Genomic DNA, 25,243 nt, shown 5'->3' on the forward strand with positions numbered 1-25,243 from the left:
AAGATGCGTAGAGGACATGGGTAATAAACGCGAATGAGTAAAAAAAATGCCAGATACAAAGGGTGTATCTGGCATACAGGTTAAGATCTGGTGGCTATCAGAACGTTTTCTTAACGCTCAGCATCACGCCTTTATCGCTGATACCGTCCTCTTTCCAGTGGTATGCATCCAGAACCAGAGAACGCTCTTTACTGCCGTACTTCACACCAACACTCGCCAGGCTGTTGATGCCGCTACCCTTCTGACCATCGTCCACGTTAAAGTGATGATTGCCCGCTCCGGCGAGACTCGCCGTGCGCTGGCTCTTGCTGTAACTCAGGTTCGGGCCGCCTTCCAGCGTGGCGTTGGCACTCCAGCCGTCTCTCCCTGCGTAGTTCAGCTTCAGCCCAACGATACTGTCCACCGCCGTTTCGCTGCCGCTGTTCATGTTCAGGTTAAAGTCACCGGCATTGCGTTCCTGATAGCTGCCTTCCAGCGTGTGGCGCAGTTTCACACCCGCGTACGGAGTCATGTTCACTCCTTCATGCAGTTCAAAGGTTTTTCCTCCTTCACTGCGAAGCTCCAGATATTGCTGCTTCACGCTGGTATCCGCCGTTTTGCTCACGTCGCCATAAGCCACTGATCGGCTGCTCTCCAGCTGATGGATATCGTAACGCAGCGCGTTATTCCAGCTCATGCCATTCTCAAAAGCCAGCTGATGCTTCAGGCCAAAGAACTGGCTGTAGCCGCCCGTCACGCCGTTATCACCCGCATTCTGAGCCCCCTTACCATCCAGACGCGCGATACCATACTCCAGGCTCATTGTCTGGTGTTCGCTCAGATTGAGAGTTTTACGCAGCGCCATCATGTCGTACTCGGCATTGTTATCCAGCTCGGCTCGTGGGTCGCCTTTCGCTACCACGTTAAACGCCAGATCGTTACCCATCTTCGGTGCCGCGTCTGCCAGCATGCTGAAGCGATTGCTTAACACGCGTGCTTCACGGAAAACCGTGGTGGCCTGGCTACCGCTGATTTGCTTCAAAGCGCTGTTGAGCTCTGCGGTGGTGCCCACGTTGAGGCTGGTGTAAAGCTCGTTATTGGTGTAGCCCGCATCCAGCGCCTTTGCCACATCATTCACTGAGCTATCGGTGGCCACATCGGTGTAAGCCTTTTTACTCATCGTCACGTCAACGTTGCCGCTGGCGTCGGTGCTGCCTGTCGCCGTCCAGACAATTGACGTCGAGGTAATCGCATCGGCATTCGACAGGTTGCTGCCTTTCACCACGTTGTCAAAGGTGACGGTCGTGTCTGCCGTGCCCGCCGCAAAACCGGTGTTGATTCCCACACCATACATGCCGGCATTATTGACCATCAGCGTACCGGCGCTGCCATCAGGGTTCGTCCCCACCACGTAACCACTGAGATTGTTCATGCCGCTGTTTGCGAGATGATTATCGGATGCAGCAGAGGCCGTAGCGGTGTTCGGGACGTCCGGCAGGGCATAATCGCCGTAATGCACTTCGGTATTATTCCCGTTATTGCCATTTACGCCTTCAACGTTAACGCCGTTTCCCTGCTTAATAAGCCCCGACCCGGTTACACCATCGGCAATCACGACGGTACCGTTATTGACGACGTGGCCTTCCGTTCCCAGCACGCTGAATGCAAACGAATCATTGGCGAATATATTAATGGTGCCATTATTTTCAATAACCGCATCTGCGGTGGCATTGGCATCCAGTTGCATCCCCACCATACCGGAGTCGGCGGTGCCTTCAGTACCCAGATTAAGGGTGCCGTTGTTTACCAGTTGGGCGTTTTTATCTCCTTCCATCGCCACGGCATTGTTGCCGCTGACGTTCATCGTGCCGTCATTCTGCGCCACAAAATTGTTATGGGTGAATGTCACGGCACTGGTGCCGTCATGATCAAAATTGATAACGCCGTTTTCCTGATTCCAGAAGAAAGCCTTGTCTTCAGTTGCATCCGCCGTACTGACTGCAATGGTTACTTTGGCATCCACCTGGCCATTGTTGATGAACTGACTGGCACCGCTGTCGTAGTGAATCGCACCATTACCCATTGCGGTATCCAGTCTCATTTCACCCGTGTTGTATAACGTCGCATCTGCATTAGCGCCCTGAAAACGAATGGCGTTTTTGCTGTTATCAAGAATGAGTGAACCCCTGTTGTTGAAGACAGACTGGTCATCTATGTCCAGCGTCCCGGCATTGTTACCTTCATTCTGATAACCCAGCTTCCAGGTCCCTTCGTTATTGATTACCGCCGAATTATAGAGAATAGCGCCTTTACGGGCCTCGCCGCCCACGAGGTTATTAAACACGGCATCGCCCTGTGCATTGACGCGCGCTGTCGATATGCCGCTGTTGTTTACCGTGCCATCTTTTAATTGCAGCGTAGAGAGTGAACCCGTGTTATTAAGCACCGCATCACTGCTTTGATCCAGCGTCACTGTACTGTTTAGCGTGCCGTTATTATTAAAGATGCCACCGGTCATTTCTACGGTGTTCAGGGTGCCATCATTCGTTAGTACACCACCGCTGTTAATCTTTATGTTGGTGTTAATGGTGCCCGTCGTTTGGTTTTTTAGTTCACCGCCATTATCTATCATAATAAAGCCGTTACTAACCTTACCAGCATTGGTTACTTCCCCCTCAATGAGCGTTGAGTTGGTTAACGAAACGGTTTGTTTATCATGGCTAAGAATATCGCCATCGGACAACACATCGCTGATGGCATGATTAGGATCAACGTACTCATTACTGTTTTGACACGTACCGAATGTACAGATGGTGCCATAGTTAATGATAAAGCCAGTGCCATCATTATAAAATGCCTGACCTGCTTCGGCATTGATATTAATAATCCCAGTCCGATCGTTTATTGCTGTGCCGCTGTCATACACGGCCATTCCGACGAGTTTGTTTTGACCGATACTGTCATCGTAGTTTTCATTCTTTTCAAGGTTTATCTCACCCTGATTGATTACCGTATTGCCGTAACCATAAGCGGCCATTCCTGCACCCGCGTTGTAAATAGTGATGCTGCCACTCTGCTGGTTGATGGCTGTCGCATTCATTCCTGGGCCACTATACGTGTCGGAACCTGTTGCCATGCCAACACCATAATCTATCGCCGTGTTTGAGCGCAGATTACCCTGTCGTTGAGTTGTATCTTCGGCATCGACCCAGAGTGTATCCAGTTTAATCTGACCGGCGTTACTGGCGGTGGAATTACTGATTGCAAGCATGCCAACATTACCACGACCGTACATATCAATGAGACCCGTACTGTCGTTATAAACGGAACCGCTATTACCAGCAGTCATTCCCGTCATACTTAAGACATGGTTATTAAAGACAAAGTCGTAACTAATATTTTCAGATGAAATCATATTCGTTACACTATATTGTTCCATGACCTTCGCAGTAATGATGCCATCATTTATGGCGCTTGAGCCATCCTCGCTAAAGAAAACGCTGGCTCCTGGTTCCTGTGAGGAACTTGCTGGTGTCGAATAGTCATACTGCAACAGGGTAATATCGCCGTTATTAATGGCAATGCTATTCCGATCGCGAACTTCGACAAACCCTATGTTTTGTACGCTGACGGAACCCTCATTTTTTAGCAATGATCCTGATTGAACGGCTATAATGGCGGGCGTGTCCATAAAATAATGATTATAGGCATCAACATCTTGTGATGAAAAAGTCGCATGCTCACCAATTTCAAGAGAAGCACCATGACTAAGACTGATGATGTTGTAATAACCTACAGGGAAAGCACCGCTAACAGAGGAATCACCATCCAAATAAACAGAAGAATGACCATCAACGCCGATCAGTGGCGTCTGCCCGAAGCTTGTACGCTGAGAGGCAGGTATCGACCCATCTGACAGTTGAGCTTCTTCACCGACGAGGTGAATACCACCGGTGATGTTAATGTTATTATTATCACCAGAAATAATAATCCCACTGATATTTTCCTGGCTACCATCAATCTCGCTGTAAGTATGTGTGGTTAATTCGCTATCAGCTATGACAGTCAAACTACCGTCGAGCGTTAGATTATTATTATCGCCTTGCACGCTGACGCCGGTAGAAGGGGCAAAAAAGTAGTCAACTGCATTATCGGTTTTCTGATCTTTATCCACCAGAATGTTACCAGTAATATCAACAGTATTACCGTCACCAGTGAGGTTAACGCCAGTTGCCTGCTGACCGGTAACGTTCAGTTCGTTGGTCGCCAGCGTTACGCTGTTGTTATTCCCGGTAATGTTCAGGCCAGTGGAAAAATCCCCTACCAGCACGTCGCCTGCCAGAGAGAGCCTCCCGCTGTTACCCGTTACGCTAACGCCAACGGCAGAATCGCTGACGTTGATATTCCCCACATTAGCAAATATTGCATCGTTACCCTCGATGGCCACCCCGATGGAGTTTGTATTCACCACCGTGATGTTGCCGGTATTGCCAAGTTTCATCCGATCGCCAGCGATCTCAATCCCTCGTGCGCCACCACTGACATATAAATCGCCACTCTGTTTCACCGTGGCATCATCACCTACGATCTTTGAACCGATGCTATTCTCACCATCGACGGTCATGTTCCCCTGGTTTACCACATGGGCGCCATCACCGTTAATCACGCTACCCGTGCCGGCAGCAGAAACATCAACATCACCAATATTGTAAAGGGAGGCATTATCACCGTTAACAATGACCGCGGTACCGCCCGCTACCACCGTATCACCATCATTATTAATAGTGATGTTATCGCCTGTCAGGATACCGACAACCGAACCTTCTCCGATGGCTACGGTTTTGCCTTCGTTGTTCAGCACAATGTTATTGCCGTCAATGCGTAATACCGTCCCGCCATTCAGCGCAGTATTCCCGCCTTGATCGATGATTGTGGCGTCATTGATCGTTATATGACTTCCTCTCTCGCCATCAACCACCACGCCATTCAGCTTCGTGACGATAATTTGACCCGTATCATCGTAGCTCCACAGCAGATCGCCCCCAGCATTCTTGCCGGTGAAGACAACCGTGTTCGTGCTCTCATGGACCTGCCAGCTCTGCACAATCGTGGTACGACCGTCTTTTGATGTCAGGGTATAACTGCCGTCAGGATTTTCAGCGTAGGTAAAGGTGGCGTTGCGGATTTGCAGCGTACCGGCGTCTTTATCCCAGATGACGGCGTTATTAAATGTAACAGGGTCGTTTTTAACAGGAGTCACGCCGCCGTCGTCCGGTATATCATCCCCATTATCGTCATCGGGTGGGGAAGGGGGAGTGTCAGTAGTGTGAGCATGGTGACCGTCATTGTTATTCAGCTCAGTGGCTGCGAACGTGGTGAACAGCGCAGTAGCACCAACGGCAATCCAGGAAAAGAGTTTGTTGTCATGAGTTTCAGAACATTCAGACGGCAGGGTTTTTAATTGTTCCGGGCTCAGTTTGTCAGGGTTGGTTGGGCAAGATATCCTTGACCCTTTACGCTCGCGGGCTACACCTTCTGCATCACCTGGGTCAGCAGCCCAGCCCTGTCCACTTAAAGCCAAAGCGATACAGGCAGATAATAACGTTTTCTTTTGCATGAAAAATCCCTCACCCTCTTCATAAAGGGCAACGCTAAAAGCGAAAAAATAAACTGGAGCACTGGGATACGTAGGAGTACGTAACTGATGAGAAATAACCAAAAAATGCGCATGGTCAAATATCAATTCGCTAAATTTTTACGTAGTTACTCCAGGTGATTCAACTTAATTAGCTTTTAAGGTATTTTTAATATATAAATGAGGGGGAATGTAATCTTTGATTGTTTAGACTATTTGTTGCATTAAAATACATCTGTTAACAGAAGTTATTTCTGCAGGAAATAGATGGCGGGCACTTTTGCGGGATGAGGAGATTCTGCTTCACGTAAAATTCTGTCCATTCCTGATTCGGCCTGGCTGCGCCCGCAACCCTGGAGACGCCGCCTGATAGCACCAATCAGCGTTTCTCTGACTGGTGAGGTAGGTCATTAATCATTTCCTGTAGCTCATTGAACAGTCTTGCTACATGGAAACCGTCGCACACGGAGTGGTGTACCTGAATGGCGAGAGGCAACAATACTTTTCCATCTTGCTCGTAATATTTTGCCAGCGTGAACATGGGGGCAAAAAAGTTCTGCATATTAGCAACGTTGATATTAAAGCTGGTAAAACTCACCCAGGGAATAGCCGAGACGAAAAATATGTTTTCCCGAGACTCTTCCTTAGGCCAATATGCAAGATTATTACCATAGCGTGCAACGTCTTCTGAATAAGTATTCTGGAAGTGTTGAATATTGCCATCGTAATGGCTCCACATTGACGAAAAGGTCTCCGTTTCATTATGGAAGATGGTATAGTTGGGATGAACTTCATTCCATATAACAAGCTCATTGTTCTTTATAGCCATACGGAACTCTGTGTGCCGGTTGACAATTTTTGCAAGGAGAAAAATCATCGTAGGGTAAAATTTCCAGCCAACCTCTTTTATATGTTTTAGCAATACCGTAATGTCTATCAGAACGGTTTGGTTAATTGTGCTTTGGGCAAAGCCCTGAAATACCTCAAAATGCTCCTTCCTCGCCCAACGAGACAAGTCAACCGGCGTATATTCTGGGATTGTTTTTTTCATTTTATATCCTTTTACCGGCAAGCACATAGGTTCCGGATTGTTTAGGTCGCGAACGCACTGGTGAGAGTAGCGCATCCTTATACGGGAAGAAAGAAGATGTCAGAGCATATCCGCTCTGCTACCGGGTTCAACTCTGCTCGTGGCAAAAGGGGATAACAAAAGTGAAGCAGGATTAATTTCCTCAAGGAACGATCGACAATAGCTTACTCCATGTCCTGAAGAGTCGACTTAACCGCGTCTAATGTTCTTCTGCGGATCCAGCCGCTGCCCGCCCGTATTGCCAGCCAGTAAGCCGCCATTTTTAGCCGAGTACTTCTGTCCGGGCAGTAGATGAACGTTTCTGTACAGAGTTCATGTTGGCCGGGGGCCAGTTCCGTTACCCGGTAGCGTAGCAAAAGTTTAGCGCTGCCCGGCGAAACTGGCGCCTGATATGCACTGGCATCCGGCACGTTTTCCAAACCGAAATCTGCCCGCCAGAATTGTCCTCTTAAGCCATAGCAGAGCTCTGATGCCGAGCTTTTCAACAGGGTAAAGCTGTGCAAGCCAAAATCACCGGCTGCCTGAGCCTGCTGATTGCGCAGGATTTTTAGTGGAATTTTCCTTAATGCCATTAAGCGCCGAATAACGGCATCTTGCTGGATATCAAAACTGGCAATTAACGGCAGAATAGCGTCAGGGCGGGTAACGAATCCTGGATTCAGCATCTCTTTTCCTTGTCACCCCTTGAGCACAGCCAGAGTAACAGATGGCTTACCACAGGTAATTACCAGGAAAATAGAGTTGTATTTGCGATGAAGCCAGAAATGACCTTCGGTCAGCAGAGAGATCGCCGGACCAGCATCTTTTCAGCCTTAAACACATATGCGAAACTTACCGCTTCTGAAAAAATGTGGTGGGACCCGCTCAATGTCAGAACCATCTTCGCAGTGCCTTTTCAGTGAAGGACTGATCAACTTTCCTGATGGCTATCAGGATCGTACCGTAAACGTATTCGCGCCGCCCGCGGCGGATGCACCAGCGTTTAATATCTCCCGCGATGCCCTCAACCCCGGCGAAACGCTTGCCGCGTATATCGATCGCCAGCTCGCCCTGATGGAAAAACACATCAAAGGCTGGAAGCAGGGTGAGCGTAGCGACGCGACGCTTGGCGACAGCCTTTTGCAGGGTGAAATTGTCCATGCCAGCTACCTGCGCGACGGGAAACGCGTCTGGCAGCAGCAGGCCGTGTTTACTGTCGACAGCCATAAAATTCTGGTGTTCACCATGACCTGCACGCGCGTGCTGGACGATGCCGACAGCGCGCTGTTTGGCGAACTTCTCAGGAGCTTCCGCTTCCACCAGTAACTTCAGGGATCGTTGTTATGTTTGAAGCAGCACGCGTTGGTGATGATATCGGCCACTCCGGTGCGCTGGCCGGGATGATTGCCGGAACGATTGTCGGTGGCCTGATTGCCGCCGCCGGGGGGATTCTGGCGGGGGCCATGTTTATTGCCGGACTTGGCGCATCCTGTCTTGGTGTGGGCGTTCTGCTCGTCGGCGCCAGCCTGGCCGTGGGGTATTACACCGGGGAGCTGGCGACCGCAGCCCGGGACAGCATCGCAGACGCCGGGGCATCCAGCATGACGAAGAAAGGCGTCATCACCTCCGGCTCGCCCAATGTGTTTATCAACGGTAAACCTGCCGCCATGGCCACGGACAGCGCGGTGAAGTGCTCTGACGACGGCTCGCAGCAGATGGCCGAAGGCTCCTCGCGGGTCTCTATTAACGGCCTGCCTGCGGCCCGCATCGGGGATCGAACCACCTGCGACGCGAAGGTGATGACCGGTTCGGACAACGTCATCATCGGCGGCGATCCGCAGCAAACCCTTCCTATTCAGTCTGAAGTCCCGGAGTGGCTCTACAAAGTCTCCGATCTTACCCTGCTGTTCGCCGGGCTTATCGGCGGCTGGGGCGGTGCGGCCGGCAAAGTCGGGGCGCTGTCTAAGCTGCTGGGCAAAATCCCTGGCATTAATAAGCTGGCCCGTATCGCCTGCCGCGCCGGCACGCTGATGACCGGCGTGGCGGCGGCGGGGATCATTGCCCGCCCGGTGGATATTGTCAGCGGACAGAAGTTTCTCAGCGGGGATGATGAGCTGGATTTCGTCCTGCCTTCCCGTCTGCCGGTGCGCTGGCAGCGCTACTGGCGCAGCGGCAACCCCGGCGACAGCGTACTGGGCCGCGGCTGGAGCCTGTTCTGGGAAAGCCGCCTGGAGCCGTATCAGGACGGCCTGGTGTGGCGCGCACCGTCTGGCGATTACGTCGCCTTCCCGAGGGTACCGAAAGGGCTACGGACCTACTGCGAAAGCGAAAAAAGCTGGCTTGAACATCACTCTGACGACAGCTGGTCGGTGTATGACGTCAGCGGCGAGCGTTGGCATTATGCACCGCTGCAGGATGATGCCCCGTCACTGCTCCAGCGCCTCTCTGAGCCCTGCGGCAACGATATTCTCTTCGAGTGGAATGCGGATCATACCCTGCATGCCCTGACCGACAGCGCGGGTCAGCGCGTTGTCTGCCGCTACGACCGTGACAGACTCGCCAGCGCCTGGCTGGATGACGAGATCTGCCTGGTCAGTTACGCTTATGATGAACAGCGCCGGCTGGTCTGTGTGACCGGCCGGGGCGGTAGCGTGCGCCGACGCTTCCGCTGGCAGGACGGGCTGATGAGCGCCCACGAGGACGCCAACGGCCTGCTGAGTGAATACCGCTGGCGCGAGATTGACGGCCTGCCTCGCGTGGTCGGCTTCCGCCATAGCGGTGGCGAACAGCTGACGTTCGAATATGATTTTGATAACGGCATCCGTCGGGCCATCCGCGATGACGGTTCGCAGGCGCACTGGCTGGTGGATGACGACGACAACGTTGCGCGCTTCACGGATTACGACGGTCGCCAGACGACGTTTGTCTACCGCGACGGCGAGCTCTGCGACGTCATTCTGCCCGGCGGTGCGATGCGCCGCAGCACGTGGGACAAATATGGCCGTATGACCAGCGAGACGGACCCGGCGGGCCGCCACACGGAGTATCACTGGCATCGCCTGACTGACCGCATCACCCGCACGGTGTATCCGGACGGCACCTCATCGCAGTCAATGTACGACCTTCGCGGTCGCCTGCTGTCGGAAACGGATCCGGCCGGTAGCACCACCGCGTATCGCTATCCCGATGAGGAAGAAAGCCTGCCGGAAGGCATCACCGACGCCATCGGCGGCGTGGTGCGCCTTGTCTGGAATCACCAGGGGCTGCTGACGCAGCGCACCGACTGCTCCGGCAGCGTGACCCGCTTCACCTACGACCGCTTCGGGCAACTGATTGCCAGCGAGGATGCAGAAGGGAATACCACGCGGCGGGAGTGGAGCCGTGCCGGGCTGCTGAGCGCCGTGATCCATCCGGACGGCAGCCGCGAGTCGCTGGTGTGGAACGAACGCGGCCAGCTCACGGGCTGGCGCGACCCGCTGGAAAGCGAGGTGAGCTGGGCCTATAACGCGCTCGGCCTCTCGGTCAGCCTTACCGACCGTATTGGCCGCGTGCGCCAGTGGCGCTATGACCCGCGCGGTAACCTGCTGCGACTCGAGAACGGCAACGGGGCGGAATACCGCTTCACCTACGACGCCGTGGGCCGACCGCTCAGCGAAACGCGCCCGGACGAGACCGTGCGCCATATGGAATGGGACGCGCGAGGGTTACTCTGCGCGCTCGAAGAAAACGGACGGCCTGCCGCCGACGGTGGTATCGCCCGTCGCGTCCAGCAGTTCAGCTATGACGACAGCGGGCTGCTGATCGGACGCACTCAGCACCACGCGGAGTACCGCTACTTCCGCGACCTGAGCGGCCAGATCACCCGCATCCGCCGTACGCCGACAGCTGAGGGCGTTGCCCTGGGTATCGAAAGCGATGAGATCGTTTACCGCCACGATACCGCCGGACGCGTGTTGAGCGAATCCGGCATTAACGGCGCGGTCGGTTACGAATGGGATGCCCTGAGCAACCTGACCAGCCTGACGCTGCCCGGTGAGCAAAAGCTGGCCTGGCTGCACTACGGCTCCGGCCACGTCAGCGCTATCCGCTTCGGACAGCAGCTGGTGACCGAGTTCACCCGCGACCGCCTGCACCGTGAAGTTCGCCGCACTCAGGGCGCGCGCGAGCAGCTCCGCCAGTATGACAGCCTCGGCAGACGCACCCTGCAGCGCAGCGAACTGAGCACGAACGTGACCCTGCCGGAGCAGACGCTACTGGAACGCCTGTATCGCTACACCGCGCGCGGTGAGCTTTCCGGCGTCAGTGACACGCTGCGCGGAGAGGTGGACTACGGCTACGACGCCGAAGGGCGTCTGCTGAAGCACTACGAGGCCCGACAGGGGCACAGCCGCGCGCAGTTCAGCTACGACGCCGCGGATAACCTCGCCGCCAATGACGATGCGGTACCGGTCACGGATAACCGCCTGCAGCACTGGCAGGCGCTGTTTATGAAATACGACCACTGGGGCAACCTGGTCAGCCGCCGCAACGGGCTGTATGAGCAGCATTATGTCTATGACGCCGAGAACCGTCTGGTATCAGCCCGCGGAACCGGGCCGGAAGGGCGGTTTGAGGCGCGCTATCACTATGACGCGCTGGGGCGCCGCACGCGCAAAATCGTCACCACGACGCATGGCACCACCGACACCCGCTTCCTGTGGCAGGGCTACCGCCTGCTGCAGGAGCAGCAGAACGCCGGGCTGTGCAGCACCTATATTTACGACCCGAATGAAGCCTGGAGCCCGCTGGCGCGGGTGGATCACCTTCGTGACCAGAGCAGCGGTGAGATTTACTGGTTCAACACCGACCTGAACGGCGCTCCGCTTGAAGTGACCGACGAGCATGGCACGGTGCGCTGGAGCGGCCAGTACGGCAGCTTTGGCGAGGTGCGCCATCAGAGCGAAGGGTTCTCACGGCTTGTGAATCGCACGGCGATGGCTCACCAGCCGCTTCGCTATGCCGGGCAGTACGCTGATGGTGAGACGGGGCTGCACTATAACCTGTTCCGCTACTACGACCCGCAGCTCGGGCGGTTTATTGTGCAGGATCCGATTGGGTTGAATGGCGGGTGGAACCTTTATCAGTATGCGCCGAATCCGCTATCTTGGATCGATCCGTGGGGTTTAAGCGGAGAAGATGTATTTATCCATTATACGGATAAGGCTGGCTTAGATCGCATCATGAATTCCGGAGTTATTGAACCTAACTCAAAAGGTAAGGTTTATGTTACTGATATCTTAATGTCACCTCAGGATGCAATGAGAGATATTTTCATTAACGATCCATTACATACAGGACGTGGTGACTATTCAATTATATTCAAAGCTGATAATTCCCAAATGGGTAACATTATCCAGAGTTCCGAATTAGAATACATTCATTCAGGTCGGTTAAAATTAGGTGAGGTACTTCATGCAGGCAAAAACCCTTATGATATTGTATCCCATTTACCTTATGAGCGACGACTGAAGATGAATCAGGAGCAAATAAAGTCTAGAGGAGGTAGGTGTGGCTGATAACCAAGAAAAAAATTTGACTTTAAGTCAAAGTGAAGTAGTCGCCTTGAAAAAAGCGATAATGTATTTAAAATTTTCTTGTGAGGAAACCGAATCTGTAATGTACGCAGGTAGTCCTCTGATTAACTCTATTTTTTCTAAACTAATAGAGATTGATGATTTAGGGCAGCAATCTATTGGTTTTTATGATAAAGCTCATGCTGAGAACGAAAGGTTTGTTTTGGCTAAATTAGATAAATTAGAACTTGAAAATGGTCGAGAATTTCAAAGTGAAGTGAAGGAAAGTTCTTTTAGGGAATGCCTTTTTCCGTTCTCAAGAAAGTAACTTCTGTATTGTAAATGGTCGGTTGGGAAATAATCCTTACCGACTTTTTTTTTATTCTCTGATGGTTAATGCTCCATTAGAGTCAAAAGTTACTGCACTTCGTTATGTCTTTCCCGCATAGAGGTTCTATAAATCAATTCGAAAAATATCACGGGGTTAAGTAGGAGTCTCTTGAAACTAAGAAAACAGCCAACTCATTTAATCCAAAATGAAATAGGGGTGGTAATGTCACTTGAACTGGATTTTTATGTAGATGATGAAGGTGTTTCAGTCGATTTAGTATTATCGGTATTTGGTCCTTTTCTCGTCCAATGCATAAACCTTGCATCTGATTCGGTCGATGAAAAAATGAAAAAAGACATCGATTTTCTTATTAAGAAACAGAAAGATTTTTTCGAGAAAATCGCAACTGAAACCCAGGTATATAGCAAGCGTATATATGGTGCGGATGCAAAAGACTTGATTTTGCTGAAAGTTTACCTTTCCCCAGATGAGGACAATGAATTTGGGTTCATGTTCTCGACCGATTTGGATCAGGAACATGGGATTGGCATCAAATTTAAAGGGCTTGAAGTGAAGAAAATTGGTAGTGGCGAAACAGCATTTTTATAAAATTAATTATGTCTATCCGATCGGGTAGACCCATTCCTGTGGCAGGACTACCGCCTGCTGCAGGATGCCGGGCTCTGCTGTATTTATATTTACAACCGAATGAAACCTGGATCTCCCTGACAGGAGGTAACATCTTCGTGACTAGAGCAGTGGTGACATTTACTGGTTCTAACAACCTTTTTATCTTGATGATCTTCTCGCTCAGGATATGCATTTAATCGATGCCAGCGGTAAATCAATGACCACCATTTTTCCCGGATTTCATCCGATCCAGGCTGGGAAAGCGCTTTCGCATGTCGTCTGGTGATGGATAGTGTTCCTTTTTTAGTACCCGGTAAAGATCGTCCAGAGTAGGTGCTTGATTAGGAAATTGTCTGGTGGCTGCGTCGAAAGGCGCTCTTGAGACTACGTGCATCCTTGCCCCTTGTTTCAGACAGGAAATATTATAGGTGATGGTTGGTGGGTTGATAATGTAGAAACATTGATGGAGTGCAGTGTTCATATGCTCGTGATGAAGGCGCTCATTTAATGTATGCGAACACTTTATGAGGTGACTGTGAAAGAAATGTCCGCTTTGTGCCAAATGCGGACGCTGCTAGTAACGTATGAAATATATAAACAATTAATAACGAAAAATACCACAGTTAAAATAGTTATTTATAATCAAGCAAGTGTGAGTGGTTGAAACTTAACCACCCTTTACTTTACATTCTAGTAGATAATAATAGTTGCTAGCATAATTGTAACTATGCAATCTGAAGTTTAGAAACAAAATGCTATAGCAATAGCGTTTGATAGAAGCAACAATAATTAAATGTCAATTTATCATTTTAAAATATCTATCGTGACAATATAGAAATGGCTGTATTTTTCCTTAAAATATCAGTATCAATAAGTTTTTTATATAAAATCATACTATCATAAAAGAAGGTAAGCTTGTATTTTTCATACAGAATAGTGTATAAATAAAATTCGTTAGCATGAACATTAGCTGCATCACTCCCAACATTATATACCTCATTAGCCAGACTGTTGATCTCATTGTCATTTAACTCCAATGAATTAATATAGTTCATGAAATCTTTTACATTATATCTCCATGAGTTTATTTTTAAGTCAAAGTGAGCATGTTCAAAGTAACCAAATTTATGTGCTGACGATGTAACGGAGTCATCAGCTTCAGGATGAATGATTAGGAGCTTAATTATGTCATGAATTGTTTGTATTTTTTTACCGTATATCTTCCTCACTTCTTTTATCATAGATACCGTACTATTTTCAATGATTTGTATTGGATTAAACTTTTTGGTGAACTCAATTTCCTCTTCGCTGGCAGGTTTTATGCAATCGGTTACCTCATAAAAAAAGCCAGACATCATTATTTGTTTTGGACTGCAGTAGTTTGGGTCTCTTACAATTATTTTCCCTGCAGCTTTGTACGATTGGGCAACTAGCCTGGAGCAAAATTGTTTTTTACTAGCTATGCTTGTAAACGGAATAACAACATAAATCGTTTCAAGTAAAGCATATACTGATAAAACTTTATTTCTTGCATATTCACAAATTTTAGACTGTTCCGCTGCGGTTAAGTTTTTTTTGGGTCTGAAAACCTTAACTTCATCTTGTTTTTTAAATAGCAGTCGCTGGAGGTTTTTTGAATATACACCACCACTTACAGAATGAATTGTAGTGCCATTAACATATAACATTACATGGGAGAATTTGCTAAATGTAACCAGCCTAACGAACCAACTTATAAAACTTTTCTCAGAGGTAAAAATCACATCGCCAACCTCTAACTTTTCCTGCCTTATAATATATAGTTTCTTTCGCATAATGACATTTAACTATTTAGTAAATAATAAGGGCGTATTGATATTAACGCCATGATAAATCCTGCACCTTCATTTTTACAGCGTTTTATACATAGTGCAATCATTAAATGCTCCACTATTAAAATAGTTATTGCTGTAAATAATCTGAAGGTCCGCTTCTCGCTCTTAACGGACATTCAACAGACAGCATTGTACTTTGCGTAAGGCCGAAATCCTGCTTCTTACCTAGCAGAACTCCGGCCTCCCATCACCCGCCTCAGTGCGCCGTTATATAAGGCTCCTTCACAAACTCCGCCAGCAGCCAGACCATATCATGCAGCAGTCCGGTGAGTTCTTTCGCCACGCTCGCAGGCAGTGTCCCGCCCATCACCGCCAGCGTTAACGCCACGGCATAGTCCACTTGCAGCGTCGTCTCCTGCCAGCAGTCCGGCACGCAGGAGGTAATCTTTTCCCCTGCGATCAATTGTTCAACCAGATACGAAGGCAGTTCGGCATCGCAGCACTCACGCAGCCGCTTCAGCACAGCCAGCAATCGCTTGCAGAGCGTGGCAAACGTCACCGCGTCGTCAGTTTCCACCAGAACACTAACATACGCAGTGCAGGCGTCAGCCAGTTCGAAGAGATCCGCAGAATCGGGAAGTTGCAGGTGGAGAAGGTGATAAACAGCGCTTTCTTCAGTAAGCGCGTAAGAAAATCCTGGGATAGTAGCCATAAGGCATCCTCTTTATGCAAAAAAATATTAACCGCCCGATGAGTTCCTACGCTCAGAGGGGGTAGCGCTGACGGAGGTAGGAATACCGTGCATAAAGAAAAACGGCCAGCCTTTCGGCTGCTCCGTCAGCGCCACCGTGATTCTAACGGGATATGCGCTGTCGCGACAAAAAATATCGCTTTATGCTAACGGGTTCCTACGCCCGGTTACGGATGTGCCGCAACGCAGGCACTTTACGACCGTGAAGAAGGGATGAAAAGGGATGCCTATGAATTACATAAGGTTGCTTGCAGGTTTGCGAGGCGGCTTCCAGAAGGGCATTGCCGGGTGGCGGCTACGCCTTACCCGGCCTACAAAACCGTCAACCTACCCGCGACACGGACCGTAGGCCCGCGCAAGCGCAGCGCCGCCGGGCACAGTTTGCACCGCCGTAACTCCTTACGTAGACCTTTTCATTTTGAGCAACACTTCCAATAACGTCTGAGTTGCTCGGGAGGATTTGCTCGCCGCCGAACAAACCACCCCAAACTCACGGTACAGCGAAGGCGTCACGGGCACGACGCACAAACCGCGTAATTCAACCGGCAGGGCGGATTCTGGTATAAGCGCGACGCCCATGCCTTCGCGTACCAGCAGGCAGGCGCTGATCCAGTCCCGGACGGTCACACGAACGTCAGTCAGCCGCAAGCCTGCCTGTTCCATCAGGCTTTTTCCATTAACGGCGCAACCGCCGGTTGCGAGCACGAAGGGCTGGTCTGCCAATTCCTCAAGGGTGATGCCCCGCGAACGCGCATAGCGAGCCTGACGGTGACTGGCTGGCAGCACCCCGACCCACGCATCTTGTCCCAGGATTGCATCCGCGCGTCCGGGTATAGGGTTCATGATCACACCCACATCAACCGTATCTGCCGCCAGCCACTCTTCGACTTCCTGGTCCGTCCCTTCCAGTACGACCACCTCGATTTCAGGATGCAGGCGCTTAAAATCGCGCAGTAGTCCGGGCAAAAATGTGGATGTCACCGAAGGAAAACTGGCAAGACGAATGCGACCGCCATTCAGCCCCCGGCTCTCATCCGCCAGTAGGCGGATGGCGTCCAGCCGCGCCAGCATACTTCTAGCCTCTTTAACAACCCGCTCGCCCAGGGCCGTCACGCCGATGTGGCGTCGCTCACGCGTGAATACAGCAAATCCTAATGAGGCCTCTAACTGAGCGATCGCCTGGCTGGCGCCCGACTGCGTCATGCCAACCTCTTCAGCGGCACGAGAAATATTACTGGCATCGGCCACTGCAACCAGTAAGCGCCAGTGTAAAAGATTCATCATGGGTATCAGTAGCTCAGCTAATAGCTAATTTATGAATCATTAATTTTACAGCGAGATCGGTTTTAAGCACAGTGAATGCAAACCGAATCGTCACCACTCAACAGCTTTAACGGAGAGATTATGAAACTCTATTACGCCCCGGACACTTGTTCACTCTCACCCCATATCGTGCTTCGCGAACTGGCGATTGAGTTTGAACTGATTAAAGTGGACAACAGGAGCAAGCTTACCGCTGACGGGCACGACTTCCTGACCATCAACCCCAAAGGTTATGTCGCAGCGCTTGAGCTGGATGACGGGAAAATCCTGACCGAGGGGCCAGCCATTTTGCAGTACCTGGCAGACCTCAAGCCAGAAAGTGGGCTGGCACCGCGAGCAGACAGCTGGGAGCGAGTGCGGCTTCAGGAATGGCTAAACTTTATCACCAGCGAAATACACGCTGGTTTGGCACCTCTCTTCAACAATATGTTGCCGGAAGAGGCCAAATCGATTTTTCGTGAGAAGCTGTTCAGGCGGTTCAGTTTTCTTCAGGAAACGCTCTCCACTAGCGCTTATCTGACGGGATCGGCATTCAGCGTGGCAGATGCCTATCTTTTCACCGTGCTGGGATGGTGCACATTCTTCTCAATTGAACTCAACGACTGGCCCGCGCTACTGGCGTACAGGGAAAAAATCAGTGCCCGGCCCGCTGTGCAGGCCGCATTGCGTGCGGAGGAGAAAGTCTAGGTCTGCGTATTCCGCCGCAGGTATTAATGCCTGAAGCAGGAGGCAAGTGAGGATGTGGAGTCAGGATGGGTTAGCATACTGTCACTCTGCATCTGATTGCATGGCGCTTTTCACGGCATCCTGCTTCCCGGGATTGCATTGCTGTTTTGTTCCTGGAAGATAAAATTTTCCCGACGCGTCCGGATCTGTTCCGCCCGAACAACCCGCACGGCCCGGAGCTGAGACGGTGCCATCCGAACCGTTTCCTCCATCCGAACCATTTCCTCCATCCCCACCATCCCCACCATTACCGCCACCAGCTGCATTTACAGCAAATGCACCGAGTATGAGCAAAAATGTAATAACTCGTATAGTCATCAAAACCTCCAGTGCTCAGGGCATTTCACAGAAATCCCTCACTTCTGATTTTCAACATGCAACCTGACAGCCTCCAGCGTCCTTCTACGGATCCAGCCGCTCCCTGCCCGTATTGCCAGCCAGTAGGCCGCCATTTTGAGTTGAGTACGTTTGTCCGGACAATAGACGAAGGTCTCAGTACAGAGTTCATGTTGACCTGGCGCCAGTTCCGCTACCTGGTAGCGCAGCAACAGTTTTGCGCTGCCCGGCCCGGCGGGTGCCTGAAAAGCAATCGCATCGGGCGCGTTTTCCAGACCGAAATCTGTCCGCCAGAATTGCCCTCTTAAGCCAAAGCAGAGCTCGGATGCTGAGCTGTGCAACAGCGTAAAACTGTGCAGCCCAAAGTTGCCCGTCGAGTTAGTCTGCTGATTGTGCAGAAATTTCTGCGGTAATTGCCGCAAAGACATCAGCCGCCGAATGACGGGGTCTTGCTGGACGTCAAAGCTTGCAATTAACGGCAGAATATTTTCAGGGTTGGAAGTATGAATGACCGCTCGATGTTTCTCATGGAACTGAAACTGGGGTAAAAAAGCAGGGACATCCCGCCAGAGAGCAAGCGCTTTGCGGGTAACGAATCCGGGGTTCAGCATTTCACGTCCTTGTCATCCTTTGCACTCTGTCAGAGTAACAGATGGCATGCGGCAAACAATTACCAGGAAAACGTAGTTCCGGAGCGTATATCAATAAAACAGCAAAGTCCTGGATCCGACCCCGCGTTGCCTGCAACAACTTTCCAAACTGCACCCGATGCGTTTATGGTGTTGTTTCACCCTCTCAGGGCATCAGGTGTCATATATGTCGAATGCAAAAGCTAACAAAGACTGGGTCAGACTGGCGCAACAACCCGGAAAAATAGAGCGCATAGAGGCGTATTTCAGCGGGCATGGCTATGAGCCGCATCGTCACGACACTTATGCCATAGGCCGGACCTTATCCGGGGTGCAGAGTTTTCACTATCGGGGAAGTAAACAACATAGCCTGCCGGGCGGGACAATGGTCCTGCACCCTGACGAAATACATGACGGAGAGGCGGGAACGAACGACGGATTCCAGTATCGGATGTTGTATATCGATCCGGCGTTAATTCAAAAAATCTTGGGCGGAAAGCCTTTGCCGTTTATTCCCGGCGGAATTTCATCCGATCCCCGGCTTTTTGCAGCGACCGAACCGCTGTTAAAAGCGCCGGAAGAATCTTTCGATACGCTGGAAGAAGACGATGCGCTCTACGATCTCGCCCACACGCTCGCCGTCGTGGGAGGACAACGTTTTCGCCGGAATCGGGTGGATTATCAATCCGCAGAACGCGCGCGCGAATATATACACACTGAATTCATTCACAATATTACGCTGGATACTTTATCCGCCGTCAGTGGCAGAGATCGCTGGAGCCTCAGCCGGGATTTTCGTGCGCTTTATGGAACGAGTCCTTATCGCTATGTGACCATGCGTCGACTTGTATACTGTCGACGCCTGATTCAGGCGGGCCTGTCGCTTGCTGAGGCTGCCGCTGCAGCGGGGTTTTCAGATCAAAGTCACATGACTCGTCAGTTCATCAAAACGTTGGGTATGTCGCCGGGGCGCTGGCAAAAATTCATTAAAGGTCATCCTGCCTGATTTGCACGATCGTTCAAGACCGGCACGCCGGCCTTATTCTATCCTGGATGCTTCTCAACCATAGGAAGTGTCGCAATGTATAGTCCTGTTAATTTAGACAATAAATTCTCTCTCTTCGACGCGCACTGGCAGCCGAAAGTCATCGCTAAGATGAATGACTATCAGTTTAAAATCGTCAAAATATCGGGTGATTTTATATGGCACGCGCACCCTGAAACCGATGAGGCATTCATCGTGGTCGAGGGCGTGTTACGTATTGATTTTCTTGACGGACATGTGCTCGTCAATCCAGGGGAAATGTACGTTGTGCCAAAAGGCGTTGAACATAAAACGTCTGCTGAAACGACGGTAAAAATGATGATGATAGAACCGTGTGGGGTCCTGAATACCGGACACGAAGGTGGGGAGCGCACCGCAGAGAACGACGTCTGGATTTGACGACGGAGGCTATGTTGCCGGGTGGCGGCTGCGCCTTACCCGGCCTACAAAAGCCACCAACCAAACCGGCTGCTACCCCTCGCTCATCATCGCCAGAAACCGCTTCACCGTCCGCGAGCGTTCAAAACGCCGCCAGCAGAGCGCGATATCGGTGTAAAGCGCCGGTGAGCTCAGTGCGTGGTAGGTAACATTCGGCGGAGAAATGGCCGCCATGGATTTCGGTACCAGCGCGAAGCCGCCGCCGGCGGAAACCATGCTCAGGGAGGACGAAAGCTGTGATGACTGCAGCGCGTGCTGCACGTCAATCCCGGCCCGTTCGCAGCAGCCGTAAACCCGGTCGTACAGTCCCGGCGCAACCTCCTGTGGAAACAGCACGACCGGCGTATCCCGGAGCTGGTCCAGCGCCAGATCGCCGCACGCCGCCAGCGAATGGTCGCGATGCAGCGCCACCACCATCGGCTCCCGGTCGAGGATTGTTAACTCGAATGCCTTGCTGCTCTCGCACGGCAGACGCACGAAGGCGATATCCAGCTCACCCTCCGCCAGCATCGTCGTCAGCGAAGACATATTGGCTTCCACCTGGTGAACCTGCACCGCCATGTTCTGCACCTGATACTGGCGGATCAGCGTGAAAATTTTGGGATGGAAAGCGTCGGAGCTGGTGATGCCAATCGACAGATTACCGTTCAGCCCGCGCGCGATTCCGCGGGCCTTTTCCAGCGCGGCGTCGCTCAGCGCCAGGATCTTGCAGGCATCCTCATAGAACGCTTCCCCCGCTTCGGTCAGCTCCACGCCCCTCGTCAGGCGTCTGAACAGCGGCGTGCCCACTTCCTCTTCGAGCCGTTTGATCTGCTGACTCAGAGGAGGCTGAGAAATACCCAGCGCTTTGGCCGCTTTGGTGAAGTGTCGCTCGCGAGCAACCGCGACGAAATACCGCAGATAACGAAGTTCCATATCTAAAACGTCTCAAACCAGCATGGATTCTATATTGGAACTCTCTGCTGAATCGGGTCAACATTTATTTAACCTTTCTAAATAAAGTTGAAGAGGACGAGCATGATGATGCATTCATCTGCCTGCGACTGTGAGGCCAGCTTGTGCGAGACCCTGCGAGGGTTCTCCGCTCAGCATCCTGACAGTGTGATCTATCAGACATCGCTAATGAGCGCCCTGCTAAGCGGCGTGTACGAGGGGAACACCACCATCGCCGATCTATTGGCACACGGTGATTTTGGTCTGGGCACTTTCAACGAGCTGGATGGCGAAATGATTGCCTTCAGTAGCCAGGTGTACCAGCTGCGCGCCGACGGCAGCGCCCGCGCCGCGAAGCCAGAGCAGAAAACGCCGTTCGCGGTGATGACCTGGTTCCAGCCGCAGTATCGTAAAACCTTTGATGGGCCGGTCAGTCGCCAACAGATCCACGATGTGATCGACCAGCAAATCCCCTCCGATAACCTGTTCTGCGCGCTGCGTATCGACGGTAACTTCCGCCATGCCCATACCCGCACGGTACCACGTCAGAAGCCGCCGTACCGGGCGATGACCGACGTGCTGGACGACCAGCCGGTGTTCCGCTTCAACCAGCGGAAAGGTGTACTGGTCGGGTTCCGCACGCCGCAGCATATGCAGGGTATTAACGTGGCGGGCTACCACGAACATTTCATCACCGACGACCGTCAGGGCGGGGGCCATCTGCTCGACTACCAGCTGGAGAGCGGCGTGCTGACCTTCGGTGAAATTCACAAGCTGATGATTGACCTGCCCGCCGACAGTGCGTTTTTGCAGGCCAACCTGCACCCCAGCGATCTTGATGCAGCGATCCGTTCCGTCGAAAACTAACAGGAGAACTACCGTGAACAGTGAGAAACAGTCACGTCAGTGGGCGCATGGCGCCGATATGGTCGTCGGCCAGCTGGAAGCGCAGGGCGTGAAGCAGGTGTTCGGTATTCCGGGGGCGAAAATCGACAAAGTCTTTGATTCCCTGCTGGATTCTTCCATCGAGATTATTCCGGTGCGTCACGAAGCGAATGCGGCGTTTATGGCGGCGGCGGTAGGGCGCCTGACCGGCAAAGCCGGGGTAGCGCTGGTCACCTCCGGGCCGGGTTGTTCCAACCTGATCACCGGCATTGCCACCGCCAACAGCGAAGGCGACCCGGTGGTAGCGCTGGGCGGGGCGGTCAAGCGAGCGGATAAAGCCAAACTGGTGCACCAGAGCATGGACACGGTCGCCATGTTCAGCCCTGTCACCAAATACGCGGTGGAAGTCAGCTCTCCGGATGCGATTGCCGAAGTGGTATCGAATGCATTCCGTGCCGCCGAGCACGGCAGACCGGGGGGCGCGTTCGTCAGCCTGCCGCAGGATATTGTCGACCAGCCCGCGACGGGCGCGATTTTGCCTGCCAGTGGCGCAGCAAGAATGGGCCCGGCACCGGAGTCAGCGGTTAACGACGTGGCAAAGCTAATTGAAAAAGCCAAAAACCCGGTCATCCTGCTGGGCCTGATGGCCAGCCAGCCCGCTAACAGTGACGCGCTGCGTAAGCTGCTGGAGAAAAGTCGCATTCCGGTCACCAGCACCTATCAGGCTGCCGGGGCGGTGAACCAGGAGCACTTCACCCGCTTTGCCGGACGCGTCGGTCTGTTCAATAACCAGGCGGGCGACAGGCTGCTCCATCTGGCGGATCTGATCATCTGCATCGGCTACAGCCCGGTGGAATACGAACCGTCTATGTGGAACAGCGGGGATGCCACGCTGGTGCACATTGATGTGCTGCCTGCCTATGAAGAACGTAACTATGTGCCGGATCTTGAGCTGGTGGGAGACATCGCCGAAACGCTCAATCTGCTCTCCAGCCGGATCGATCATAAGCTGGAGCTGAGTCCACGCGCCTCTGAAATCCTGGTCGATCGCCAGCATCAGCGCGATCTGCTCGATCGTCGTGGCGCATCGCTTAACCAGTTTGCCCTGCATCCGCTGCGCATCGTGCGTGCCATGCAGGACATCGTAAACAGCGACGTAACGCTCACCGTCGACATGGGCAGCTTCCACATCTGGATCGCCCGTTATCTCTACAGCTTCCGGGCGCGTCAGGTGATGATTTCCAACGGTCAGCAGACCATGGGCGTCGCGCTGCCGTGGGCCATTGGCGCATGGCTGGTGAACCCGGGGCGCAAGGTGGTTTCGGTCTCCGGTGACGGCGGTTTCCTGCAGTCGAGCATGGAGCTGGAAACCGCTGTACGTCATAACGCCAACGTGCTGCACATCATCTGGGTGGATAACGGCTACAACATGGTCGCCATTCAGGAAGAGAAAAAATACCAGCGTCTTTCCGGCGTGGAGTTTGGCCCGGTCGATTTCAAAGTGTATGCCGACGCCTTTGGTGCGAAAGGTTTTGCCGTGGAGAGCGCCGATGCGCTTGAACCGACGCTGCGTGCAGCAATGGATGTCGATGGCCCCGCCGTGGTGGCCATTCCCGTCGACTATAGCGATAACCCGCTGCTGATGGGCCAGCTCCATCTCAGCCAGATTTTGTGACTCAATATAAGGACAGAGAAATGCAAAAAGTTGCTCTCGTAACAGGCTCAGGCCAGGGGATTGGTAAAGCAATTGCGCTGCGCCTGGTAAAAGATGGCTTCGCCGTCGCCATTGCGGATTATAACGAGGAAACAGCGAAAGCGGTTGCCGATGAAATTACCCGTAACGGCGGTCGTGCTGTCGCCGTGAAGGTGGATGTTTCGAACCGCGATCAGGTATTTGCGGCGGTGGAGAAAGCGCGTACCGCACTGGGCGGTTTCAATGTGATTGTGAATAACGCCGGGATCGCGCCTTCTACGCCAATCGAGTCGATTACACCGGAGATTGTCGACAAGGTTTACAACATTAACGTGAAAGGGGTGATTTGGGGCATCCAGGCTGCGATCGATGCTTTCCGTAAAGAGGGGCACGGCGGCAAGATCATCAACGCCTGCTCTCAGGCGGGCCATACCGGCAACCCGGAACTGGCGGTGTACAGTTCCAGCAAGTTCGCGGTGCGCGGCTTAACCCAGACGGCAGCACGGGATCTCGCGTCGCTGGGGATCACCGTTAATGCCTATTGCCCGGGGATCGTTAAAACGCCAATGTGGGCGGAGATCGACCGTCAGGTGTCTGAGGCGGCAGGTAAACCGCTCGGCTACGGGACTGAAACCTTTGCCAAACGCATTACGCTTGGCCGTTTGTCTGAACCAGAAGATGTCGCCGCCTGTGTTTCATACCTCGCCGGGCCAGATTCCGACTATATGACCGGCCAGTCGCTCTTAATTGATGGTGGGATGGTGTTTAACTAAATACTAATAAGCTCTGACATGAGTTTTCCCCTGCACCCGTGCAGGGGCTTTTTTTTGTCTCCTCCGCCATTGTGCATTACACTGCGCGCTGCAAAACTTTAGTCATTACGATCTGACAGGCGGTAACAGCGATGAACGGTACAATCACAACGTGGTTTAAAGATAAAGGCTTTGGATTTATCAAAGATGAAAACGGCGACAACCGCTATTTTCATGTGATTAAGGTCGCGAACCCTGATCTGATTAAGAAAGATGCGGCGGTGACCTTCGAGCCAACCACCAACAACAAAGGCCTTTCCGCCTATGCGGTGAAGGTGATCCCGGAAAGTAAACACCTCTATATTGCCGGCGAGCGCGTGAAGCTCACCTCGATCAAATCCTTTGTGGTGTTTAACGAAGAAGAACCGGTTGATACTAAAATCGACAAAGAGAACGCGGTGCTGTCGGTGGGGCTGCTGATGAACAGCATTAAGCCGAAGTCCGAGAAAAAGCCGGGCGAAATGCGCACGGTGAAGAAGCTGGCGATCACCACCTTCCAGAACACGACGCTGATCTTCACCGAAGATGAGATCGACATTGATGCCACGGTGAAGCTGCTGAAGTAATTTTTTTGCCGGGTGGCGGCTACGCCTTACCCGGCCTACAAAAAACCACAACGCGGCACGAAACGTAGGCCCGGTAAGCGCAGCGCCACCGGGCAC

Annotated in this window: 21 protein-coding genes and 1 pseudogene; 11 read left to right on the forward strand and 11 right to left on the reverse strand. The window is 52.2% G+C overall.

What is annotated here, in order from left to right:
• Positions 1–97: 97 nt before the first annotated feature.
• From AAHF05_RS05390 to AAHF05_RS05400, 3 genes are all read right to left on the reverse strand, one after another.
• Positions 98–5,596 carry an autotransporter outer membrane beta-barrel domain-containing protein gene (locus tag AAHF05_RS05390; protein ID WP_129323879.1) on the reverse strand — a complete coding sequence of 1,833 codons (5,499 nt, stop codon included), beginning with the start codon at positions 5,594–5,596 and terminating at the stop codon, positions 98–100.
• Positions 5,597–5,993: 397 nt separating this feature from the next.
• On the reverse strand, positions 5,994–6,665 hold the full coding sequence (gene catA, locus AAHF05_RS05395; protein ID WP_129323880.1) for a type A chloramphenicol O-acetyltransferase: 672 nt from the start codon (positions 6,663–6,665) through the stop codon (positions 5,994–5,996).
• A gap of 203 nt (positions 6,666–6,868) precedes the next feature.
• On the reverse strand, positions 6,869–7,369 hold the full coding sequence (locus tag AAHF05_RS05400) for a hypothetical protein (protein ID WP_241697869.1): 501 nt from the start codon (positions 7,367–7,369) through the stop codon (positions 6,869–6,871).
• Positions 7,370–7,571: 202 nt separating this feature from the next.
• Here AAHF05_RS05400 and AAHF05_RS05405 point away from each other — a divergent pair, with 202 nt between their 5' ends.
• The 4 genes from AAHF05_RS05405 (at position 7,572) to AAHF05_RS05420 (ending at position 13,175) form a co-directional block, all read left to right on the forward strand.
• Positions 7,572–8,009 (forward strand): DcrB-related protein, encoded by a 438-nt coding sequence (locus AAHF05_RS05405; RefSeq protein ID WP_108090653.1) that lies wholly within the window; start codon positions 7,572–7,574, stop codon positions 8,007–8,009.
• A gap of 17 nt (positions 8,010–8,026) precedes the next feature.
• Positions 8,027–12,238, forward strand: coding sequence for an RHS repeat-associated core domain-containing protein (locus AAHF05_RS05410; protein WP_374936443.1), 4,212 nt, complete (start codon positions 8,027–8,029; stop codon positions 12,236–12,238).
• Positions 12,231–12,563, forward strand: coding sequence for a hypothetical protein (locus AAHF05_RS05415; RefSeq protein WP_129323882.1), 333 nt, complete (start codon positions 12,231–12,233; stop codon positions 12,561–12,563). The genes AAHF05_RS05410 and AAHF05_RS05415 overlap by 8 nt, the downstream gene beginning before the upstream one ends.
• A gap of 225 nt (positions 12,564–12,788) precedes the next feature.
• On the forward strand, positions 12,789–13,175 hold the full coding sequence (locus tag AAHF05_RS05420) for a hypothetical protein (RefSeq protein WP_129323883.1): 387 nt from the start codon (positions 12,789–12,791) through the stop codon (positions 13,173–13,175).
• A gap of 242 nt (positions 13,176–13,417) precedes the next feature.
• Here the strand turns inward: AAHF05_RS05420 and AAHF05_RS05425 are convergent.
• The 5 genes and pseudogenes from AAHF05_RS05425 to AAHF05_RS05445 all read right to left on the reverse strand — a co-directional run.
• Positions 13,418–13,590 (reverse strand): annotated as a pseudogene (locus tag AAHF05_RS05425) (cytoplasmic protein); the annotation flags it as partial.
• A gap of 424 nt (positions 13,591–14,014) precedes the next feature.
• Positions 14,015–15,010 carry a YiiX/YebB-like N1pC/P60 family cysteine hydrolase gene (locus AAHF05_RS05430; protein ID WP_332613850.1) on the reverse strand — a complete coding sequence of 332 codons (996 nt, stop codon included), beginning with the start codon at positions 15,008–15,010 and terminating at the stop codon, positions 14,015–14,017.
• Positions 15,011–15,266: 256 nt separating this feature from the next.
• Complete coding sequence (locus AAHF05_RS05435) at positions 15,267–15,722, reverse strand: hypothetical protein (protein WP_129323622.1); 456 nt, start codon at positions 15,720–15,722, stop codon at positions 15,267–15,269.
• Positions 15,723–15,749: 27 nt separating this feature from the next.
• Positions 15,750–15,815, reverse strand: coding sequence for a hypothetical protein (locus tag AAHF05_RS05440; protein ID WP_230122858.1), 66 nt, complete (start codon positions 15,813–15,815; stop codon positions 15,750–15,752).
• Between the two features lie 345 nt (positions 15,816–16,160).
• On the reverse strand, positions 16,161–17,045 hold the full coding sequence (locus AAHF05_RS05445; protein WP_129323620.1) for a LysR family transcriptional regulator: 885 nt from the start codon (positions 17,043–17,045) through the stop codon (positions 16,161–16,163).
• 120 nt (positions 17,046–17,165) lie between these two features.
• Here AAHF05_RS05445 and gstA point away from each other — a divergent pair, with 120 nt between their 5' ends.
• The gene (gene gstA, locus AAHF05_RS05450) at positions 17,166–17,771 is read left to right on the forward strand and encodes a glutathione transferase GstA (protein ID WP_374936444.1); all 606 of its coding nucleotides are present in this window, start codon (positions 17,166–17,168) and stop codon (positions 17,769–17,771) included.
• Positions 17,772–17,852: 81 nt separating this feature from the next.
• On the opposite strand, the gene AAHF05_RS05455 is transcribed toward gstA, so the two are convergent.
• Together AAHF05_RS05455 and AAHF05_RS05460 are read right to left on the reverse strand one after the other, a co-directional pair.
• Complete coding sequence (locus AAHF05_RS05455) at positions 17,853–18,128, reverse strand: hypothetical protein (protein ID WP_129323618.1); 276 nt, start codon at positions 18,126–18,128, stop codon at positions 17,853–17,855.
• A gap of 38 nt (positions 18,129–18,166) precedes the next feature.
• The gene (locus AAHF05_RS05460; protein WP_028019538.1) at positions 18,167–18,757 is read right to left on the reverse strand and encodes a hypothetical protein; all 591 of its coding nucleotides are present in this window, start codon (positions 18,755–18,757) and stop codon (positions 18,167–18,169) included.
• Positions 18,758–18,962: 205 nt separating this feature from the next.
• Here AAHF05_RS05460 and AAHF05_RS05465 point away from each other — a divergent pair, with 205 nt between their 5' ends.
• The gene (locus AAHF05_RS05465; RefSeq protein WP_164989094.1) at positions 18,963–19,781 is read left to right on the forward strand and encodes an AraC family transcriptional regulator; all 819 of its coding nucleotides are present in this window, start codon (positions 18,963–18,965) and stop codon (positions 19,779–19,781) included.
• A gap of 75 nt (positions 19,782–19,856) precedes the next feature.
• The gene (locus tag AAHF05_RS05470; protein WP_129323616.1) at positions 19,857–20,219 is read left to right on the forward strand and encodes a cupin domain-containing protein; all 363 of its coding nucleotides are present in this window, start codon (positions 19,857–19,859) and stop codon (positions 20,217–20,219) included.
• A 72-nt stretch (positions 20,220–20,291) separates the two neighbouring features.
• Here the strand turns inward: AAHF05_RS05470 and AAHF05_RS05475 are convergent, their stop codons facing one another.
• A complete protein-coding gene (locus tag AAHF05_RS05475; protein WP_129323615.1) occupies positions 20,292–21,173 on the reverse strand; it encodes a LysR family transcriptional regulator in 882 nt (293 codons plus the stop codon).
• Positions 21,174–21,278: 105 nt separating this feature from the next.
• On the opposite strand from AAHF05_RS05475, the gene budA reads away from it, so the two are divergent.
• From budA to AAHF05_RS05495, 4 genes are all read left to right on the forward strand, one after another.
• Positions 21,279–22,058: an acetolactate decarboxylase gene (budA, locus tag AAHF05_RS05480; protein WP_028019534.1), complete on the forward strand. Its 780-nt coding sequence runs from the start codon at positions 21,279–21,281 to the stop codon at positions 22,056–22,058.
• A 58-nt stretch (positions 22,059–22,116) separates the two neighbouring features.
• Positions 22,117–23,751, forward strand: a complete 1,635-nt coding sequence (alsS, locus tag AAHF05_RS05485; protein ID WP_241697864.1) for an acetolactate synthase AlsS — start codon at positions 22,117–22,119, stop codon at positions 23,749–23,751.
• Positions 23,752–23,771: 20 nt separating this feature from the next.
• A complete protein-coding gene (locus AAHF05_RS05490; protein ID WP_129323613.1) occupies positions 23,772–24,542 on the forward strand; it encodes a (S)-acetoin forming diacetyl reductase in 771 nt (256 codons plus the stop codon).
• Positions 24,543–24,673: 131 nt separating this feature from the next.
• The gene (locus AAHF05_RS05495) at positions 24,674–25,147 is read left to right on the forward strand and encodes a cold-shock protein (RefSeq protein WP_028019531.1); all 474 of its coding nucleotides are present in this window, start codon (positions 24,674–24,676) and stop codon (positions 25,145–25,147) included.
• The last annotated feature ends 96 nt before the right edge of the window (positions 25,148–25,243 follow it).

The organism is Enterobacter adelaidei (assembly GCF_041937165.1).
GTDB classification, from domain to species: domain Bacteria; phylum Pseudomonadota; class Gammaproteobacteria; order Enterobacterales; family Enterobacteriaceae; genus Enterobacter; species Enterobacter adelaidei.

Excerpts from the sequence above, each read along its gene's own strand:
- AAHF05_RS05390 (WP_129323879.1), bottom strand. The coding sequence starts at position 5,596 with ATGCAAAAGAAAACGTTATTATCTGCCTGTATCGCTTTGGCTTTAAGT.
- catA (WP_129323880.1), bottom strand. The coding sequence starts at position 6,665 with ATGAAAAAAACAATCCCAGAATATACGCCGGTTGACTTGTCTCGTTGG.
- AAHF05_RS05400 (WP_241697869.1), bottom strand. The coding sequence starts at position 7,369 with ATGCTGAATCCAGGATTCGTTACCCGCCCTGACGCTATTCTGCCGTTA.
- AAHF05_RS05405 (WP_108090653.1), top strand. The coding sequence starts at position 7,572 with ATGTCAGAACCATCTTCGCAGTGCCTTTTCAGTGAAGGACTGATCAAC.
- AAHF05_RS05410 (WP_374936443.1), top strand. The coding sequence starts at position 8,027 with ATGTTTGAAGCAGCACGCGTTGGTGATGATATCGGCCACTCCGGTGCG.
- AAHF05_RS05420 (WP_129323883.1), top strand. The coding sequence starts at position 12,789 with ATGTCACTTGAACTGGATTTTTATGTAGATGATGAAGGTGTTTCAGTC.
- AAHF05_RS05430 (WP_332613850.1), bottom strand. The coding sequence starts at position 15,010 with ATGCGAAAGAAACTATATATTATAAGGCAGGAAAAGTTAGAGGTTGGC.
- AAHF05_RS05435 (WP_129323622.1), bottom strand. The coding sequence starts at position 15,722 with ATGGCTACTATCCCAGGATTTTCTTACGCGCTTACTGAAGAAAGCGCT.
- AAHF05_RS05445 (WP_129323620.1), bottom strand. The coding sequence starts at position 17,045 with ATGATGAATCTTTTACACTGGCGCTTACTGGTTGCAGTGGCCGATGCC.
- gstA (WP_374936444.1), top strand. The coding sequence starts at position 17,166 with ATGAAACTCTATTACGCCCCGGACACTTGTTCACTCTCACCCCATATC.
- AAHF05_RS05455 (WP_129323618.1), bottom strand. The coding sequence starts at position 18,128 with ATGACTATACGAGTTATTACATTTTTGCTCATACTCGGTGCATTTGCT.
- AAHF05_RS05460 (WP_028019538.1), bottom strand. The coding sequence starts at position 18,757 with ATGCTGAACCCCGGATTCGTTACCCGCAAAGCGCTTGCTCTCTGGCGG.
- AAHF05_RS05465 (WP_164989094.1), top strand. The coding sequence starts at position 18,963 with ATGTCGAATGCAAAAGCTAACAAAGACTGGGTCAGACTGGCGCAACAA.
- AAHF05_RS05470 (WP_129323616.1), top strand. The coding sequence starts at position 19,857 with ATGTATAGTCCTGTTAATTTAGACAATAAATTCTCTCTCTTCGACGCG.
- AAHF05_RS05475 (WP_129323615.1), bottom strand. The coding sequence starts at position 21,173 with ATGGAACTTCGTTATCTGCGGTATTTCGTCGCGGTTGCTCGCGAGCGA.
- budA (WP_028019534.1), top strand. The coding sequence starts at position 21,279 with ATGATGCATTCATCTGCCTGCGACTGTGAGGCCAGCTTGTGCGAGACC.
- alsS (WP_241697864.1), top strand. The coding sequence starts at position 22,117 with ATGGTCGTCGGCCAGCTGGAAGCGCAGGGCGTGAAGCAGGTGTTCGGT.
- AAHF05_RS05490 (WP_129323613.1), top strand. The coding sequence starts at position 23,772 with ATGCAAAAAGTTGCTCTCGTAACAGGCTCAGGCCAGGGGATTGGTAAA.
- AAHF05_RS05495 (WP_028019531.1), top strand. The coding sequence starts at position 24,674 with ATGAACGGTACAATCACAACGTGGTTTAAAGATAAAGGCTTTGGATTT.